The organism is Mesorhizobium sp. M1D.F.Ca.ET.231.01.1.1 (genome assembly GCF_003999155.2).
Taxonomy (GTDB): Bacteria; Pseudomonadota; Alphaproteobacteria; order Rhizobiales; family Rhizobiaceae; genus Mesorhizobium.
Map to the genome: position 1 here is coordinate 97,004 of NZ_RZOZ02000005.1, position 16,421 is coordinate 113,424.

A 16,421-nucleotide genomic window follows, 5' to 3' on the forward strand; every position below is an offset into this window, starting at 1 on the left:
TGGCATCCTGCCATGCGCGAAAAGCGCGTTGACGACGAGGTCGGTGCTGGTTGGGAAGCAACGCTTCCGAGCGCGCATTGTCCGGCAACAGAGCGTGAGGCAGGCATGAAAAAAGCTGTCGCGGAGACCAGCCGGCTGAAGATCGGCTTCATTCTTTCCCGCTCCTTCACGCTTTCGGCGTTTGCATTGTTCGTCGACACGCTGCGCCTGGCCAGCGACGAGGCAGACAGGTCCGGCAGGGTCTTTGCCGACTGGCAGGTTCTGGCGAGCACCAGGCATCTGATCACCGCCAGCTGCGGCGTGCAGGTCGCCCCGACATCGGATTTCGTGGATCCCGGGCTGTTCGACTACATCGTCGTGGTCGGCGGCCTGTTGAACAATGAGTTCCCGGTCGACGACGAAACCGTCCGCTACCTCAAGCGAGCCGCGGCAGCCAAGGTTCCGCTGATCGGGGTTTGCACGGGCACTTTCATCCTGGCGGATGCCGGCCTGATGAAGCACCACCGGACCTGCGTCAGCTGGCTGCACTATCAGGCGTTCCGTCAGCGTTTCCCGGGCCACGAAGTCAGGGCCGACCGAATCTTCAATCTCGATCGGACGCGGGGATCATGCGCCGGCGGCAGCAGCGCGGCGGACATGGCTGCCTCGATCGTCAGGCGCCACATCAGCGAACGTGCGGAGCGAAACGCGCTCGAAGTGCTGCAGATCGACAAGGCACGCTCGGCTTTGCACATCCAGCCGCGCAGGCCACTTGCCATCGAATGCGACGACCCGCGGCTCCAGGCGGCGCTCATCATGATGGAGAGCCATATCGAGAACACCATCTCGATTCCCGAACTGGCGGCATCGGTCGGGCTGTCGCGAAGGCAACTGGAGCGTCTGTTCATGGAGAAGACGAAGAGCTCTCCGGCGCTCGTGTACAAGAGAGTGCGTCTCGAGCGGGCGAAGCAGCTGCTGCTCGAGACCAGCGTTCCGATGGTCGAGATAGCCATCGAGGTCGGCTTCGAGAACGCCTCGCATTTCTCCAGGGCCTTTCGCGAGACGTTCGGCCTGCCGCCCAGCAAGGTCAGGTCGGTAGTTCCGAACTGACTTGCGGGTGGGGAAGCTTGCACAAGCTTGCCGTCGCCCATCTGGGCGGCGTCGAACCCGCGGCGGCTCACTCGGCCTCCTGAACCTGCCGGGCTTCGATGATTGCCCTGATCTCGGAACGGCACGAGCCGCAGTTGGTGCCGGCGCGCAGCGTCGAGCCGATCGCCTCCAGACTGTCGCATCCGGAAGCAACTGCCGATGCGAGCTGGTTGACGCCGACATGAAAGCACGAGCACACGATCCGGCCGATGGCGGGCATGGGCACAGGCGAGCGGCCGGACAGGAGCGCGTGACGATCGGCGGTCGATAGCGGCTGGCGCGTAGCCAGCAACGACACCAGCCAATCCAGCATCGGCAACTGGTCCGGAGCGGCGACCAGCAGGGCCTCGGCCATGGCGCCGCTTTCGTCGACGGCGGCGGCGCGATAGGCGAGGCCGTGGCGATCCATGTACTCCAGAAGCTGATCCTGCTGACGCACGCCGAGCAGCTTGCGCGCCAGAAGAATGCCCTGGTCCGGCGGCTCGGTTCCGGTGAGCTTGTAGACCCAGCCGCCCTCGACCGCGTAGCGGCTCCAGTGGACGAAACCGGTCGGCCTCAGATCGCGCTGCGTGATGAGCACGCCCGCCCATCCGGTGTTCTCGCGCACGATCCTCGCCGGAACATGCTTGAGCTCCGGCTGGCCGGAATGCGGATCGGTGACCGGCGAGGACAGAAGGCCGGCCGCGGCCCTGGCCGCGAACTGGCCGCTCCAATGCATCGGCATGAAGGCCTGGCCGCGCCGCTGCGCTTCCGACAGGCGCACTCTGGCGCGGACGAAACCGAAACGTGTCGACAGATGGGCGAGGTCGCCATCCTTCAGCTGATGTGCAGCCGCGTCCGCCGGATTGAGATCGACTGCGGGCTCCGGCGCGTTCGCCATCAGGCGCGGCACGTTACCGGTGCGCGTCATGGTGTGCCACTGGTCGCGCAGCCGGCCGGTGTTGAGAGCAAGCGGATAGTCCGCATCTACCGTGAAGGCCGTTGCCTCCTGCCGCACCGGCACGAAACGTGCGCGGCCGTCGGGTGTCGGGAAACGGCCGTCGGCAAACAGCCTTGTCTGGCGCTCGTCGCGATCCGGCGCAGGCCAGTGGCGCGGCGCGAAGGCGACGTAGTCCGTGTCGCTGAGATCGGCGAGGCCGCCTAGGTCGAACAGGCGCTGGCCATCGTTCTCGAAAGTGGAGAGTGCGGCATGCTCGCGGAAGATCTCGGCAGGCGTCTGGTAGGCGAACGCATCGCCAAAGCCCATGCGTGCTGCGGCCTCGCAGATGATGCGCCAGTCGGCCATCGCTTCGCCCGGCGGCGGCACGAACGGCCGCTGGCGCGAGACGCGCCGTTCCGAGTTGGTGACCGTGCCGTCCTTCTCGCCCCAGCCGGCGGCCGGCAGCAGCACGTCGGCATAGCGCGTGGTGTCCGTGCGGGTCACATCCGACACCACGACGAAATCGCATTTGGACAAGGCGGTGCGCACGCGCGACGCGTCGGGCATGCTGACGGCCGGGTTTGTGCCCATGACCCACAGCGCCTTGATGCGGCCGTCGGCGACCGCCTGGAACATGTCAACGGCCTTCAGGCCGGCACGGCGCGCGTTGTTGGGCGCGTTCCAAAAACGGGAGACCCGGTCGATAGCGGACGGATCGGCGAAGTCCATATGCGCGGCAAGCTGGTTGGCCAGACCGCCTACCTCGCGGCCGCCCATCGCGTTCGGCTGCCCGGTGACCGAGAACGGCCCCATGCCGGGTTTGCCGATGCGGCCGGTGGCGAGATGGCAATTGATGATGGCGTTGACCTTATCGGTTCCATGCGCCGACTGGTTGACGCCCTGGCTGTAGACGGTGACGGTACGCTCGATCTCGGCGAAGAGATCGTAGAAGGCCTGGACATCCGCTGCGGCCAGGCCGCAGCCTTTCGCGACACGCGCGATCGACGACACATCGGCGCCGGCCAGCGCGGCCGCGGCGTCGAAGCCGGACGTAGAATCGCGGATGAAATCGGCATCGATCTTTCCAGCCTGGACGAGATGCGCGAGCAGCCCATTGAACAAGAGCACGTCCGTGCCCGGATCGAGCGCCAGGTGCAGGTCGCACTCGTCGGCGGTGGCGGTGCGGCGCGGATCGATGACGACGATCCTGGTGCCGCGCTCGCTGCGCGCCGCAAGCATGCGCTGGTAGAGCACCGGATGGCACCATGCGGTGTTGGAGCCGGTGAGCACAACAAGGTCGGCGCGTTCGAAATCCTCGTAGACGCCGGGAACGATGTCCTCGCCGAAAGCGCGGCGGTGGCCAGCGACGGACGAGGCCATGCAGAGCCGCGAATTGGTGTCGATGTTGGCCGAGCCGATGAAGCCCTTCATCAGCTTGTTGGCGACGTAATAATCCTCGGTGAGCAACTGGCCGGAGACATAGAAGGCGACCGAGTCGGGCCCATGCTCGGCAATCGTCTGCGAGAATTTCGCGGCCACCAGGTCGAGCGCTTCGTCCCAACTCGTCTGCCTGTCTTGGATTTCCGGCTGGAGCAGACGGCCTTCGAGGCCGAGCGTCTCGGCAAGGGCTGAACCCTTCGAGCAGAGCCGGCCAAAATTGGCCGGGTGCTCGGGATCGCCGCGGACGGTTGTCTTGCCGTCCGCGGCGACCTCGGCCAGCACGCCGCAGCCCACCCCGCAATAGGGGCAGGTGGTCCTCACCTCGCGTGCTTCTTCCATGCCTCAGGCCGCTTTCGAGGCCAGCGCTTCGAGCGCAATGAAGAGCCGTTCGGCCTCGATCTTGACCGGTATCGTCCGCACCGAGCCTTCGTCGGCGCCGAGCGCCTTGCCGGTCTCAAGCGAGATCACCCAATTGTGCAGCGGGCAGGTCACCGCCGCGCCGTGAACGATGCCCTGGCTGAGCGGGCCGCCCTTGTGCGGGCAGTGGTCGTCAATGGCGAAGACCCGGTCGTCGGCGGTGCGGAAGACGGCGATCTTGCCCTGCGGTGTCGCAACACAACGCGCGCCGCGCAGCGGAATGTCGGTGATGGAGCCGATGGCGATCCAGTTCATGTTGGCTCGTTCCTGTCGGCTCACTCGGCCGCCTCCGCAAAACCCACCGATGCCATCGGCCGGAACTCATGCTTGTCCTTGCCGGAGACGCGTTCGGACCACGGATCGACCTGCGCGAATTTCTGCGAAAAGACGAAGCGGTCGAAGAGCGCCCTGCGCCGCTCGGCGTCGTCGAGGATCTGCCGTTTGATCTCGGCGGTGCCGATGCGCTTGGCCCATTTGTAGATGCGCTCCAGATAGCGGGCCTGCTCGCGATACATCTGGACGAGCGCCACGATCACCTCCAGCGCCTCGTCCTCGGTCTTCACGAGGCCCAGCACTTCGGTGCCCTTGATGTCGAGGCCGGCGGCGCCGGCGAAGTGGATCTCGTAGCCAGAGTCGACGCAGACCACGCCGACATCCTTGCAGGTCGCTTCCGCGCAATTGCGCGGGCATCCCGACACCGCCATCTTCACCTTGGCCGGCGTCCAGGATCCCCACATGAACTTCTCGATGCGGATGCCGAGCCCGGTCGAATCCTGCGTGCCGAACCGGCACCAGTCGGAGCCGACACAGGTCTTAACCGTGCGCAGGCCCTTGGCATAGGCATGGCCGGAGACGAAGCCGGCCTTGCCGAGATCGGCCCATACCGCCGGCAAGTCTTCCTTGCGGATGCCCAGCATGTCGATACGCTGGCCGCCGGTCACCTTCACGGTCGGGATGCGGAACTTGTCGACCACGTCGGCGATGGCGCGCAACTCGTTGGCGCTGGTGACACCGCCCCACATGCGCGGCACGACCGAATAGGTGCCGTCCTTCTGGATGTTGGCATGCACGCGCTCGTTGATGAAGCGCGACTGGTAATCGTCGGCATATTGGTCCGGCCAGTCGCAGATCAGATAGTAGTTGAGCGCCGGCCGGCACTTGGCGCAGCCGCAGGAGGTCTTCCATTCGAGCTCCTGCATGACGGCGGGTATCGTCTTCAGGCCTTTCGCCTTGATCAGGCGGCGCACATCGTCGTGGCCGAGGCTCGTGCAGCCGCACATCGGCTGCACCGCCGCGGGATTGTAGGCCTCGCCGAGCGTGAGTTTCAGGAGCTGTTCGACCAGACCCGTGCACGATCCGCACGAGGCCGAGGCCTTGGTGTGGGCGCGTACGTCGTCGAGGCCGGTCAGCCCCTTGGTCGTGATCGCGCCGGTGATCTTGCCCTTGCAGACGCCGTTGCAGCCGCAGATTTCCGCATCATCCGCCAGTGCCGCAACGGCCGCCAAAGGGTCCGAGGAAACGCCTCCCTGGAACGCCTGGCCGAAGATCAGCGTGTCGCGCATCTCCGAGATGTCGGTCGCCTTCTTCTTGAGATCGTTGAACCAGGCGCCGTCGGCCGTCTCGCCGAACAACACCGTGCCGATGATGCGGTTGTCCTGCAGCACGACGCGCTTGTAGATGCCGGCGGATGCATCGCGCAGGATGATTTCCTCGCGATCCTCGCCGTCGGCGAAGTCGCCGAGCGAATAGAGGTCGATGCCGGTGACCTTGAGCTTGGTCGGCGTGTCGGAGTGGATGAAGCGCTTGTCTTCGCCGTCCGAGAGCCCGGCTGCCGCGACCCGCGCCATCTCATAGAGCGGGGCGACCAGCCCGTAGACATGGCCGCCGACCTCGGCGCATTCGCCGAGCGCCATGATCGCCGGATCGGAGGTGCGCATGCGGTCGTCGACGACGATGCCGCGATTGACCTCGAGCCCGGCCTCCTTGGCCAGCGCGGTGCTGGGGCGAATGCCGACCGCCATCACGACCAGCGTCGCCGGGATGACCGTGCCGTCCATAAGCTCGACGCCCTCGACCTTGCCGTTGCCGACAATGGCCTTGGTGTTGGCCTTGGTCATGACCTTGATGCCGCGCGCCTCGACGGCCTTCTGCAGCAGGTAGCCGGCGGCCGGGTCGAGCTGGCGCTCCATCAGCGTCGGCATGACATGGAGCACGGTGACATCCATGCCTCGTTCCTTCAGCCCGGCGGCGGCCTCGAGCCCGAGCAGGCCGCCGCCGATGACGATCGCCTTGGCGCGCGACTGCGCGGCAAGCAGCATGGCGTTGACGTCGTCGAGGTCGCGGTAGCTGAGCACGCCGGGCATGTCCTTGCCGGGCACCGGGATGATGAAGGGCACCGAGCCGGTGGCGATGACGAGCCTGTCGTAGCTCTCGGTCACGCCGTGGTCCGAGGTGACGGTCTTCGCGTCCCGGTCGATGGCGACGATCCGGTGGCCCTTGTAAAGGGTAATGCCGTGCTTGATGTACCAGCCGTCGCCATGGATGACGATTTCCTCGAATGCCTTCTCGCCCGAAAGCACCGGCGAGAGCATGATACGGTCGTAGTTCACGCGCGGCTCGGCGTTGAAGATGGTGACGGCGTAGCGGTCATGCGCTGCTTCCAGCAGATGCTCCAGCATCCTGCCGGGAGCCATGCCGTTGCCGATGATGACGAGTTTTTCGCTCATGTCTGTCTGCTCCGATCTATTCGGCGGCATAGGAGAGGGACGCGGTCTCGACCTCGGCCGCCCGCTCCATCCGACGGATGGAGAGGTGCATCCAAAGCAGGCACGAGACGACGAGCAGGAAAAGCAGCATGAAGCAGCTCGACCAGACGCCGGTGAGGTCGTTCAGCGCGCCGAAGGCGATCGGCAGGATGAAGCCGCCAAGACCGCCGATCATGCCCACCATGCCGCCGACCGCGCCGACGCTTTGCGGATAGTAGACCGGGATGTGCTTGTAGACGGCCGCCTTGCCGAGGCTCATGAAGAAGCCGAGCACGAAGGCGACGGCGATGAAGGCGAGCGGACCGATCTCGAAATGGAACGGGATCGGCCCGCTGATGCCGCGCACGACATAGTCTGCCGAGGGGAGAGACAGAACGAGGGTCGCGACGGCACAGACGGTGAAGGTCGAGTAGAGCACGGTGCGGGCGCCGACGCGGTCGGAAAGCACGCCGCCATAGGCACGGAAGACGCTTGCAGGAATTGAATAGGCAGCGCCGATCATGCCGGCGGTGGCGATGTTGAAGCCGTAGACACCGATCAGGTAGCGCGGCAGCCACAGCGACAGCGCCACGAACGCGCCGAAGGCGAAGAAGTAGTAGAAGGCGAAGCGCCAGACCTGCAGGTTTTTCAGCGGCGCGAATTCCTGCCAGAAGCTTCTCGCGGGTGCGGCCTTGCCGGCACGGCGCTCGCGGATGACCGGATCGTCGCCAGTGGTGAACCAGAACACGCCGGCCATGACGACAAGTGCCGCCGCCCAGATCAGCGCGACCGACTGCCAGCCCCAGGAAAGGAGCACGAAGGGCGCCAGGAACTTGGTGACCGCGGCGCCGACATTGCCGACGCCGAAAATACCGAGCGCCGTCCCTTGCTTGCCGGCGGGGAAGAAGCGCGAGACATAGGCGACGCCGACGGCGAAGGAGCCGCCGGCAAGCCCGACGCCGAGGGCGGCGATCAGCATCTGCTGATAGGTGTGGGCGAAAGCGAGCAGGAAGGTCGCGACCGCTGCCGCAAGCATGGTGGCGGTGTAGACCAGGCGGCCGCCGTAGCGGTCGGTCCAGACGCCGAGCACGATGCGCACCAGCGATCCGGTGAGGATCGGCGTGCCGACCAGCAGGCCGAACGCAGTCTCGCTCAGGCCGAGCTCCTGCTTTATGCGCACGCCGATGATGGAGAAGATCGTCCACGCCGCGAAGCAGACGGTGAAGGCGATGGTGGACATGACAAGCGCCTGCCGGGGAGCACTGTCCTGGCTGAAGGCGGCTGGGATGTTTGCGGTCATGGTTGGCTCCGGTTGCGGTGTGGGAGGCGCCGCGTGTCGTGTTGATCGAGAGGCGCGGTCGGTCAGCGCATCTGTAGGGTCGCTTCGGGGCGCTTACCCTCGGTCTTGGTACTGGTCGGGAACAGCAGGAGCGCCGCGGTGAACAGCACCGCCGTCAGCACGCTGCTCGCCAGGAAATCGCGGCGGGTGAAATCCTTGAGGGATGTTGCTCCGATCCGTTTCGTCATCGTCGTCTCCGGTTGGGCACCGCCTGGGATCGGCGCCCGCGATTGTGTTTTCGGTCAAAAACAAAAAAGCTGCCGTCCAGGCCTTCGCGTCCGTACATCCGGGATCGCGTGGTGACCTGAGCGGCAGCTTTGCCTGTGGCGCCCGCCATTGGACGCCTGTTCCATTGCCCTGCAAGGGGCTCGACTATTTCAAAGCACGAAGCGTGCCAGTTTTGCGCTGATGGTGATTTTCAAGTAAAATCAATGCGGTATGCGCCCGTCGCGCCGACCGGGGCAAGCGGCGATGCGGTCAAACATTGATCAATGGGGTGAGCAGGACGCATAAATTTTGTGCAATGCACAAGAATGGCGCGCAAATAATCAGGCGCGTTTCTGGCCATGCCATTGCCGATGATGAAGAGTTTCTCGGTCATGACGTTACTCCGCGGCTTCGACGAAGTGGTGGCGTTCGTAGAGGAATTTCAGCACCGCCTCGCGGCAGCACAGGAAAGTGCGATCCGACGCCAGCTCGATGCGCCGGCGCGGCCGCGCCAGCGGCACCGAAAGCACGTCGCCGATGGTTGCCGCCGGGCCGTTGGTCATCATCACGATGCGGTCGGAGAGCAGCACCGCCTCGTCGACGTCGTGGGTGATCATGATCATCGTCGAGCCCAGCCGCGAATGAATGTCCATCACCGCGTCCTGGAGGTGGGCGCGGGTGAGCGCGTCGAGCGCGCCAAACGGCTCGTCGAGAAGCAGGATCTTCGGCTCCATGGCGAGCGCGCGCGCGATGCCGACGCGCTGCTTCATGCCGCCGGAAATCTCTGCCGGGCGCTTGTTCCTTGCATGCGCCATCTGCACGAGGTCGAGGTTGCGCATGATCCAGTGATGCCGCTCGGCCTTGCCCTTGCTGCGGCCGAAGACTTTCGACACCGCAAGGTTGACGTTCTCGTAGACCGTGAGCCAGGGCAGCAGCGAGTGGTTCTGGAACACCACGGCGCGCTCCGGTCCGGGGCTGTCGACCTCCTTGTCCTCGAGCAGCACGGCGCCCGAGGAAACCTTGGTCAGGCCGGCGATCAGGTTAAGCAAGGTCGACTTGCCGCAGCCGGAATGGCCGATGATGGAGACGAATTCGCCCTTGTCGATGGTGAGCCTGATGTCCTTCAGCACCTCGCTGACCTGGCCGCCGCGGGTGAAGGATTTGTCGATATGGTCGAGCTTCAGATAGGCCGTCATGGCGCTCTCCTCACTTTGCCGTTGTGCCGCGGGTGACGAAGGCGCCGACCGCCGCGACCAGGCGGTCAAGGCAGAAGCCGGTGACGCCGATATAGGCGAGCGCGACGATGATGTCGGGCAGCCTGGACGAGTTCCACGCGTCCCAGATGAAGAAGCCGATGCCGACGCCGCCGGTCAGCATCTCGGCGGCGACGATGGCCAGCCAGGAGAGCCCGATGCCGATCCTCAAGCCGGTGAAGATGTAGGGCGCGGCGGCCGGCACCATGATCTTGAAGAAGAACTCCAACTGGTTGAGCCGCAGGATGCGGGCGACGTTGCGGTAGTCCTCGGGGATGTTGCGCACGCCGACGGCGGTGTTGATGATCACTGGCCAGATCGAGGTGATGAAGATCACGAACAGCGCCGACGGATTGGAGTCGCGGAAGGCGGCGAGCGACAGCGGCAGCCAGGCGAGCGGCGGCACCGTGCGCAGGATCTGGAACACCGGGTCGAGGCCGCGCATCACCCAAACCGACTGGCCGACGAGCGCGCCCAGGGCCACGCCGACGACCGCCGCCATGCCGAAGCCGATGGCGACGCGCTGCAGCGAGATCAGCACCCGCCAGGCAAGGCCGATATCCTGCGGGCCGTTGTCGAAGAAGGGATGCGCGATCAGGTCATAGGCCTCGTTCCACACCTGGCTCGGCGGCGGCAGGCTGGCGGTGGGCGACGAGCAGGCCACCTGCCAGACGACGAGCAGGATGGCGATAACGACGGCCGGCGGGATGAGCGCCGTCGCCAGCCGGCCGGCGATGGCCAGAGTATCGATGCGGCGCCTCGCCTTGGCGGTGAAGGCGATCACCTTGCCGGGCTTTGCCGGAAATGCCTTCACCTTGGTGTCCTCGATGGTTTGGATGGACATGTCTTCGCAAAACTCCGTGGGCAGTCCGGTGGAGCGACAACGGCGCGAGCGCCGTTGCGCTTGGGTTGCGCTGGCGACGACGGCGCGAAGGCGCCGTCGCGCTTTGGCGCCATTTGCGCTTAAGCCGATGCCTTGATCTTCAGGCTGTCGAGATAGGCGGACGGGTTGGCCGGATCGAAGATCTTGCCGTCGAAGAAGGTCTCGACGCCGCGCGAGGAGGAGGCCGGGATGTCGCTTGCAGCGACACCCAGATCCTTCGCCGCCTCGCGCCAGAGGTCCTCGCGGTTGACCTGGTCGACCAGCGCCCTGACGTCGGTGGTCGGAGCGAATTTGCCCCAACGGATGTTCTCGGCAAGGAACCAGCTGTCATGGCTCTTGAAGGGATAGGAAACCCCACCCTTCCAGAACTTCATGTAGAGGTCGGTTCCCTTGGCGACACGGTCGTTGCCGTAGTTGATGTCGCCCTTGAGGCGGCCGATGATGTCGGCGGCGGGCACGTTCATCCATTGCCGCTTGCCGATGATCGAGGCCATCTCCTCCTTGTTCTCCATGGCATCGCACCATTGCTGGGCTTCCATCACGGCCATCAGGATCGCCTTGGTGGCGTTGGGGTATTTCTCGATGAAGGCGGCGCGCAGCCCGAGCGCCTTTTCCGGATGGCCCTTCCACAGCTCGCCCGTGGTGGCGGCGGTGAAGCCGATGCCCTGGTGGACGAGCTGTTCGTTCCACGGCTCGCCGACGCAGAACACGTCCATGTTGCCGACCTTCATGTTGGCCACCATCTGCGGCGGCGGCACGACGATGGTCGAGATGTCCTTGTCGGGATCGATGCCGCCGGCGGCGAGCCAGTAGCGTATCCAGAGGTCATGCGTGCCGCCCGGAAAGGTCATGGCGGCCTTGACCTCCTTGCCGGCGGCCTTCTTGGCGGCGAAGACCTCCTTCAGCTTGGAGGCGTCGAGGCCGACGCCGGTGGCGGCATATTCCTGAGCGACCGAAATGCCCTGGCAGTCGTAGTTCAGCCGAGCAACGATCGCCATCGGCAGCGGCTGCTTGTTCTGCGTCACCTTGCCAGTGTGCATGAGATAGGGCATCGGTGTCAGGATGTGGGCGCCGTCGATACCGTTGGCTTCGCCGCCGAGCACCAGATTGTCGCGCGTCGCGCCCCAGGAGGCCTGCTTCAGCACCTCGACATCGGGCATGCCGTATTTGGCGAACAGACCTTTCTCCTTGGCAATCATCAGCGGCGCAGCATCGGTGAGCGCGATGAAGCCGAGCTTGGCGCCAGTCACCTCGGGTGCAGCCGTGGCGGCATAGGCCCCCGAGGGGAGGAGCTTGCGAGCCGCCACGAACAGCCCCACCGTCAGCGCACTCGTTGCGAGGAAATCGCGACGCGTCATGCCCTTGAGTGCCGTTCCAGTTCCGATCCGTTTCGTCATCGTCTTCTCCCGTTGGGGCGCTGCTTGGGATCAGCGCCGTCGATTGCGTGTTCGGTCAAAACAAAAAAGCCGCCGGCCAGGCCGCGCGCGTCCGTCCATCCGGGATCGCGCGTTGACCTGAGCGGCAGCTTTGCCTGTGGCGCCCGCCATTGGACGCCTTTTCCGTGGCTCGCGAAGAGCCTGTTCGTTACGAAGCAGGAACCGTGCCAGTTTCGGGCGTTGCTAATAACGTCAATGAAATCAATTATATGCTGTGATGCCCAGCGCGTCCGCCCGCAAAGCGCGCAGGCCAAGGATTGTTCATTGGCGCAAACGCACGCATAATTATTGTGCAATGCACAAGATTGGCGCGAAAATAATCAGGCCGGTTGCTGGCCGGCGATGTATGCATCTATCCGGTCGGGATCAAAGATCTGGCCGTCGAAGAAACCATCGGGTCCAAGGACAAGGCTTGCACCGGCCGAACCGACCGGGGTCGCGACTTTCAGCGCGCCCTCGACCTTGGCATTGGCGCCGGGCAGGGCGACCCCATGCGGCTTCAGCGCCGAGCGGTAGAGGTCGGGCCGATAGCAGTCGCGGGCGATGGCCAGGTTCTCGGGCGTGTGCGCCAACTGCCCCCAGCGCACCATCTGCGTGTAGAACCACAGCGCATGGCTCTTCCAGGGAAAGTTCGCGGCCTTGTCGAAGGGCACGAAGAAATCCTCGACCGTCCGCTCCACGCCGCCGCCGAGCTCGAGATGTCCGGTAAGGACCGGCATCTGGATTTTCGCCGGCTGGCCGAGGAAGCGGGCGTCCGCCATCAGCGCCGCCAGTTCGCCGCGGTTCTGCGCAGCCTGGCACCAGCGGGCGGCATGGTGCAGCGCCCTCAGCAGCGCCGCCAGCGCCTCCGGCTGCTCTTCGGCCCACGCCTTGCGCGCGCCGATGACCTTTTCGGGGCTGTTGCGCCAAAGCAACGCCTTGACGGTGACGATGCGGCCGGTGCCGGCAGCGACGGCAGCGCTGTTCCAGGGCTCGCCGACACAATAGCCATCGATGCGCCCGGCGGCGAGCGCGTCGGCCATGAAGGGCGGCGGCACGATGACGATCTCGACGTCGCGGTCGGGGTCGATGCCGCAGGCGGCGAGCCAATAGCGCAGCTCGTAGTTATGACCGGAATGTGGGTGCACGACGGCGAAGCGCAGCGGCTCGCGGCCGGCCGTCCGCTCGCGGATCAGCGCGCCAAGCGCGGCTCCGGCGCGCTCAGGGTCGAGATCAGGCGCGGCGCCATGCGCCGCCATGCCTTCCCACACGGCGTTGGAGACCGTGACGCAGTTGCCGCCGAGCCCGAGCGAGAAGGGCACGATGGTTTCGGAGGCCAGCGGCGTGAGGCCGAGGCTGCAGGCGAGCGGCATCGGTCCCAGCATATGGGCGACATCGAAATGGCCGATGGCGATGCGGTCGCGGATGTTGGCCCAGGAGGTCTCGCGATGCAGCTTGAGCTCGATGCCCTCGCGGGCGGCAAAGCCCATCTCGCCGGCCGCGACCAGGACGGCGCTGTCGAAGAGCGGCATGAAGCCGGCGGTGATCTGGTGCGCGGCAGTCATGCTCATTCGCCCTCCAGCGGGCCCAGCAGCCCCGCCGCGGTCACCAGGCTCTGGGCGATCTCGGCGATCTTGCGGTTCTGGTTCATCGCGGTCTTGCGCAGAAGCGCGTAGGCAGCCTCCTCGCTCAAGCCGCGCGACTTCATCAATATGCCCTTGGCCCGGTCGATGACCTTGCGGTTCTCGAGCTCGCTGCGCGCTTCCTCCAGTTCGCGCGCCATGCGCGAGAAGGCGTTGAAGCGGCTGATCGCCATGTCGAGGATCGGCTTGATGCGTTCCTTCTTCAGCCCGTCGACGACATAGGCGGATACGCCGGCTTCTACGGCCGCCTCGATCGAGGCCTGGTCGGAGCGGTCGACGAACATGGCGATCGGCCGTTTCACCGCGCGCGAAAGCTGGAACATGTTCTCCAGCATGTCGCGGTTTGGATTTTCGAGATCGATGACGATGACATCCGGCTCGATCTCGGCGATCCGCCTTGCGATGCCGGCGACGTCATGGACCACGGTGACGTGGCGATGGCCGGCGTCCCGCAATCCGGCCTCGATGATCGAGGCGCGGATGCGGTTCTCGTCGATAACAAGGATGGTCAACGAACCGGCGGACATGCGCCCTATTGTGCAGCCGGACCGGAATTGTGCAATGCGGCAGCGTGGTCCGAAGCGAACTTTCCAAGGCTCATGGGCCGTCCGCCGACCCCCTCATGTTCGAAGCGGCTAATTTTTCGAACTCCGTCCTTCGCTGGCCCAAAATGGTCAAAAACGTATCAGTCGGCGTGGCGTGGCGAGGTGGCGGCCGTCCTTGGCCGCCATTATCCTGACCCTAGATGAGCCAAACAAACGGCCGCGGTTCGAAGGCTGAAACACCCGACAGCCTCCGGGAGGAAGCATGGGACCCGATCTGGAAGTCATACAGATAAGGCCTGGCGAGTCATTCGCGGTGAAATGGCACGGCTGTCCGTACCATACGGTGCGCTGGCATTTTCATCCCGAATACGAACTGCACCAGATCGTCGCGACCACGGGCCGCTATTTCGTCGGCGACTTCATCGGCGAATTCGAGACCGGCAATCTGGTGCTCACCGGTCCCAACCTGCCACACAACTGGATCAGCGAGGTTCCGGAGACCGTTCCGCTGCGCTGCCGGCTGATCCAGTTCAGCGAGGAATTCATCGGCGGCGCGATCACCACTTTTCCCGAGCTTGGCGCCGTTTCCCCGCTGCTCGACCTCTCGCGGCGCGGCGTGCTGTTCGGCAAGAGCGTGAGCAGGCAGGTCATGCCGTTGCTGGCGGAGATCACGCATGCATACGGCGTGCATCGGATCAGCCTGTTCATGTCGATCATGGAAGCGCTGAGCCGCGAGACTTCGCCGCGCGTGCTCGCCAGCGAAAACTATCTGCCGGATCCGTCGGGATATGTATCGGCCGGCATGAACCAGGCGCTCGCCTATATCCGCGAGAACCTGACCCAGCAATTCAACGAAGGCGACCTCGCCGCGATCGCAGGACAGACGCCGAGCGCCTTCTCGCGCTCGTTCCGCAAGCACACCGGCATGTCGCTGCTGCAATACATCAAGCGCCTGCGCATCAACCTCGCCTGTCAGATCCTGATGAGCAACGAAGAGGCGCAGATTTCGGACATCTGCTTCGAGGTCGGCTTCAACAACCTGTCCAATTTCAACCGCCAGTTCCTGGCCGAGAAAGGCATGCCGCCATCGCAGTTCAGACGATTGGTTGCGGACAATTTCGCGGCCGCGCGCGCCGCATAGAAAGGAGTTCGGGAGGAAAAACAAGCCTTAAACAAGAACCAAGATCAAACGGTGGATCGCGCAAGCGAACCAGCGACGGATGAGTATTGCCTCGTGTCATGCCAGCGGGAGGAAGCCGTAAGGCTGCTGCACGAGTTCGTTAGACTTCCGATCGGACAGCGCAAGCAGACATCGGGGGTCCGTTACACCAAACAACGGGAATGGAGAAGACCTTATGTCCAGATACATGTCCAGACTGACTGCGGCCGCGTTGGCCGTCTCGGGCCTCGCTCTCGGCGCGACGTTCGCCAATGCGCAGGATATCGCCGGCTCCACGGTCGCGTTCCTGATGCCCGACCAGGGCTCGACGCGCTACGAGGAGCACGATCATCCAGGTTTCGTCGCCGAAATGAAGAAGCTCTGCGACAGCTGCAAGGTGCTTTACCTCAACGCCGACGCCGACGTCACCAAGCAGCAGCAGCAGTTCAACTCGGTCATCACCCAGGGCGCCAAGGTGGTCGTGCTGGATCCGGTGGACTCCGCTGCGGCGGCATCGCTGGTGCACAACGCGCAGGCGCAAGGGGTCAAGGTCATCGCCTATGACCGTCCGATCCCCACCGCCAAGGCCGATTTCTACGTTTCGTTCGACAACAAGGCCATCGGCAAGGCGATCGCCGCCTCGCTGGTCGAGCATCTCAAGGCCAAGGGCGTGTCGAGCGACGGCGATGTCGGCGTGCTGCAGATCAACGGCTCTCCGACCGACGCCGCCGCCGGCCTGATCAAGGACGGTATCCATGAGGGCCTCAAGACCGGCAGCTACAAGACGCTCGCCGAGTTCGACACGCCGAACTGGGCGCCGTCGAATGCCCAGCAATGGGCGGCGGGGCAGATCTCGCGCTTCGGCAACAAGATCGTCGGCGTGGTCGCCGCCAATGACGGCACCGGCGGCGGCGCCATCGCCGCGTTCAAGGCCGCCGGCGTCGATCCGGTGCCGACGGTGACCGGCAACGACGCCACGATCGCCGCCTTGCAGCTCATCATTGCCGGCGACCAGTACAACACTATCTCCAAGCCCAGCGAAATCGTCGCCGCGGCCGCGGCAAACGTCGCGGTACAGCTTCTGAAGGGAGAGACTCCGAAAGCCGAGACGACACTTTACGACACGCCGTCGCAGCTCTTCGTGCCGGCGGTGGTGACGCAGGAGAACCTCAAGGCCGAGATCATCGACAAGAAGATCCAGACCGCCGCCCAGCTCTGCACCGACCGCTACGCCGAAGGCTGCAAGAAGCTCGGCATTGAATAAGGAGCGAAGCGGCGCAAGCCGCATCGTCTCCAGGAGCAATGCCGCTTGCGGCATTGTCTCCAGGG

14 protein-coding genes are annotated in these 16,421 nt (G+C 64.8%); 3 read left to right on the top strand and 11 right to left on the bottom strand.

Annotation, left to right across the window (positions count from 1 at the left end):
* Positions 1-105 precede the first annotated feature (105 nt).
* Positions 106-1,089, top strand: coding sequence for a GlxA family transcriptional regulator (locus EN874_RS15525; RefSeq protein ID WP_127425527.1), 984 nt, complete (start codon positions 106-108; stop codon positions 1,087-1,089).
* A gap of 67 nt (positions 1,090-1,156) precedes the next feature.
* Here the strand turns inward: EN874_RS15525 and EN874_RS15530 are convergent, their stop codons facing one another.
* From EN874_RS15530 to EN874_RS15575, 11 genes are all read right to left on the bottom strand, one after another.
* Positions 1,157-3,826 (bottom strand): nitrate reductase, encoded by a 2,670-nt coding sequence (locus EN874_RS15530; RefSeq protein WP_127425528.1) that lies wholly within the window; start codon positions 3,824-3,826, stop codon positions 1,157-1,159.
* A 3-nt stretch (positions 3,827-3,829) separates the two neighbouring features.
* Positions 3,830-4,159: a nitrite reductase small subunit NirD gene (nirD, locus tag EN874_RS15535; RefSeq protein WP_127425529.1), complete on the bottom strand. Its 330-nt coding sequence runs from the start codon at positions 4,157-4,159 to the stop codon at positions 3,830-3,832.
* A gap of 20 nt (positions 4,160-4,179) precedes the next feature.
* Complete coding sequence (gene nirB / locus EN874_RS15540; RefSeq protein WP_127425530.1) at positions 4,180-6,630, bottom strand: nitrite reductase large subunit NirB; 2,451 nt, start codon at positions 6,628-6,630, stop codon at positions 4,180-4,182.
* 16 nt (positions 6,631-6,646) lie between these two features.
* Positions 6,647-7,948, bottom strand: a complete 1,302-nt coding sequence (locus EN874_RS15545) for a nitrate/nitrite transporter (RefSeq protein ID WP_127425531.1) — start codon at positions 7,946-7,948, stop codon at positions 6,647-6,649.
* Between the two features lie 62 nt (positions 7,949-8,010).
* On the bottom strand, positions 8,011-8,175 hold the full coding sequence (locus tag EN874_RS33700; RefSeq protein WP_168247502.1) for a hypothetical protein: 165 nt from the start codon (positions 8,173-8,175) through the stop codon (positions 8,011-8,013).
* 230 nt (positions 8,176-8,405) lie between these two features.
* Positions 8,406-8,588: a hypothetical protein gene (locus EN874_RS15550; RefSeq protein WP_127425532.1), complete on the bottom strand. Its 183-nt coding sequence runs from the start codon at positions 8,586-8,588 to the stop codon at positions 8,406-8,408.
* A 4-nt stretch (positions 8,589-8,592) separates the two neighbouring features.
* Positions 8,593-9,390, bottom strand: coding sequence for an ABC transporter ATP-binding protein (locus EN874_RS15555; protein WP_127425533.1), 798 nt, complete (start codon positions 9,388-9,390; stop codon positions 8,593-8,595).
* 10 nt (positions 9,391-9,400) lie between these two features.
* Entirely contained in the window at positions 9,401-10,291 is an 891-nt protein-coding gene (ntrB, locus tag EN874_RS15560) for a nitrate ABC transporter permease (RefSeq protein ID WP_127425534.1), read from the bottom strand.
* Between the two features lie 119 nt (positions 10,292-10,410).
* On the bottom strand, positions 10,411-11,727 hold the full coding sequence (locus EN874_RS15565; protein WP_127425535.1) for a CmpA/NrtA family ABC transporter substrate-binding protein: 1,317 nt from the start codon (positions 11,725-11,727) through the stop codon (positions 10,411-10,413).
* A 359-nt stretch (positions 11,728-12,086) separates the two neighbouring features.
* Positions 12,087-13,310, bottom strand: a complete 1,224-nt coding sequence (locus tag EN874_RS15570) for a CmpA/NrtA family ABC transporter substrate-binding protein (protein WP_168247510.1) — start codon at positions 13,308-13,310, stop codon at positions 12,087-12,089.
* Positions 13,311-13,312: 2 nt separating this feature from the next.
* Entirely contained in the window at positions 13,313-13,915 is a 603-nt protein-coding gene (locus EN874_RS15575; RefSeq protein WP_126088317.1) for an ANTAR domain-containing response regulator, read from the bottom strand.
* Positions 13,916-14,195: 280 nt separating this feature from the next.
* Between EN874_RS15575 and EN874_RS15580 the strand changes: the two genes are divergently transcribed.
* A complete protein-coding gene (locus EN874_RS15580) occupies positions 14,196-15,074 on the top strand; it encodes an AraC family transcriptional regulator (protein ID WP_127425537.1) in 879 nt (292 codons plus the stop codon).
* Between the two features lie 214 nt (positions 15,075-15,288).
* Positions 15,289-16,356, top strand: a complete 1,068-nt coding sequence (locus tag EN874_RS15585; protein ID WP_127425538.1) for a sugar ABC transporter substrate-binding protein — start codon at positions 15,289-15,291, stop codon at positions 16,354-16,356.
* The last annotated feature ends 65 nt before the right edge of the window (positions 16,357-16,421 follow it).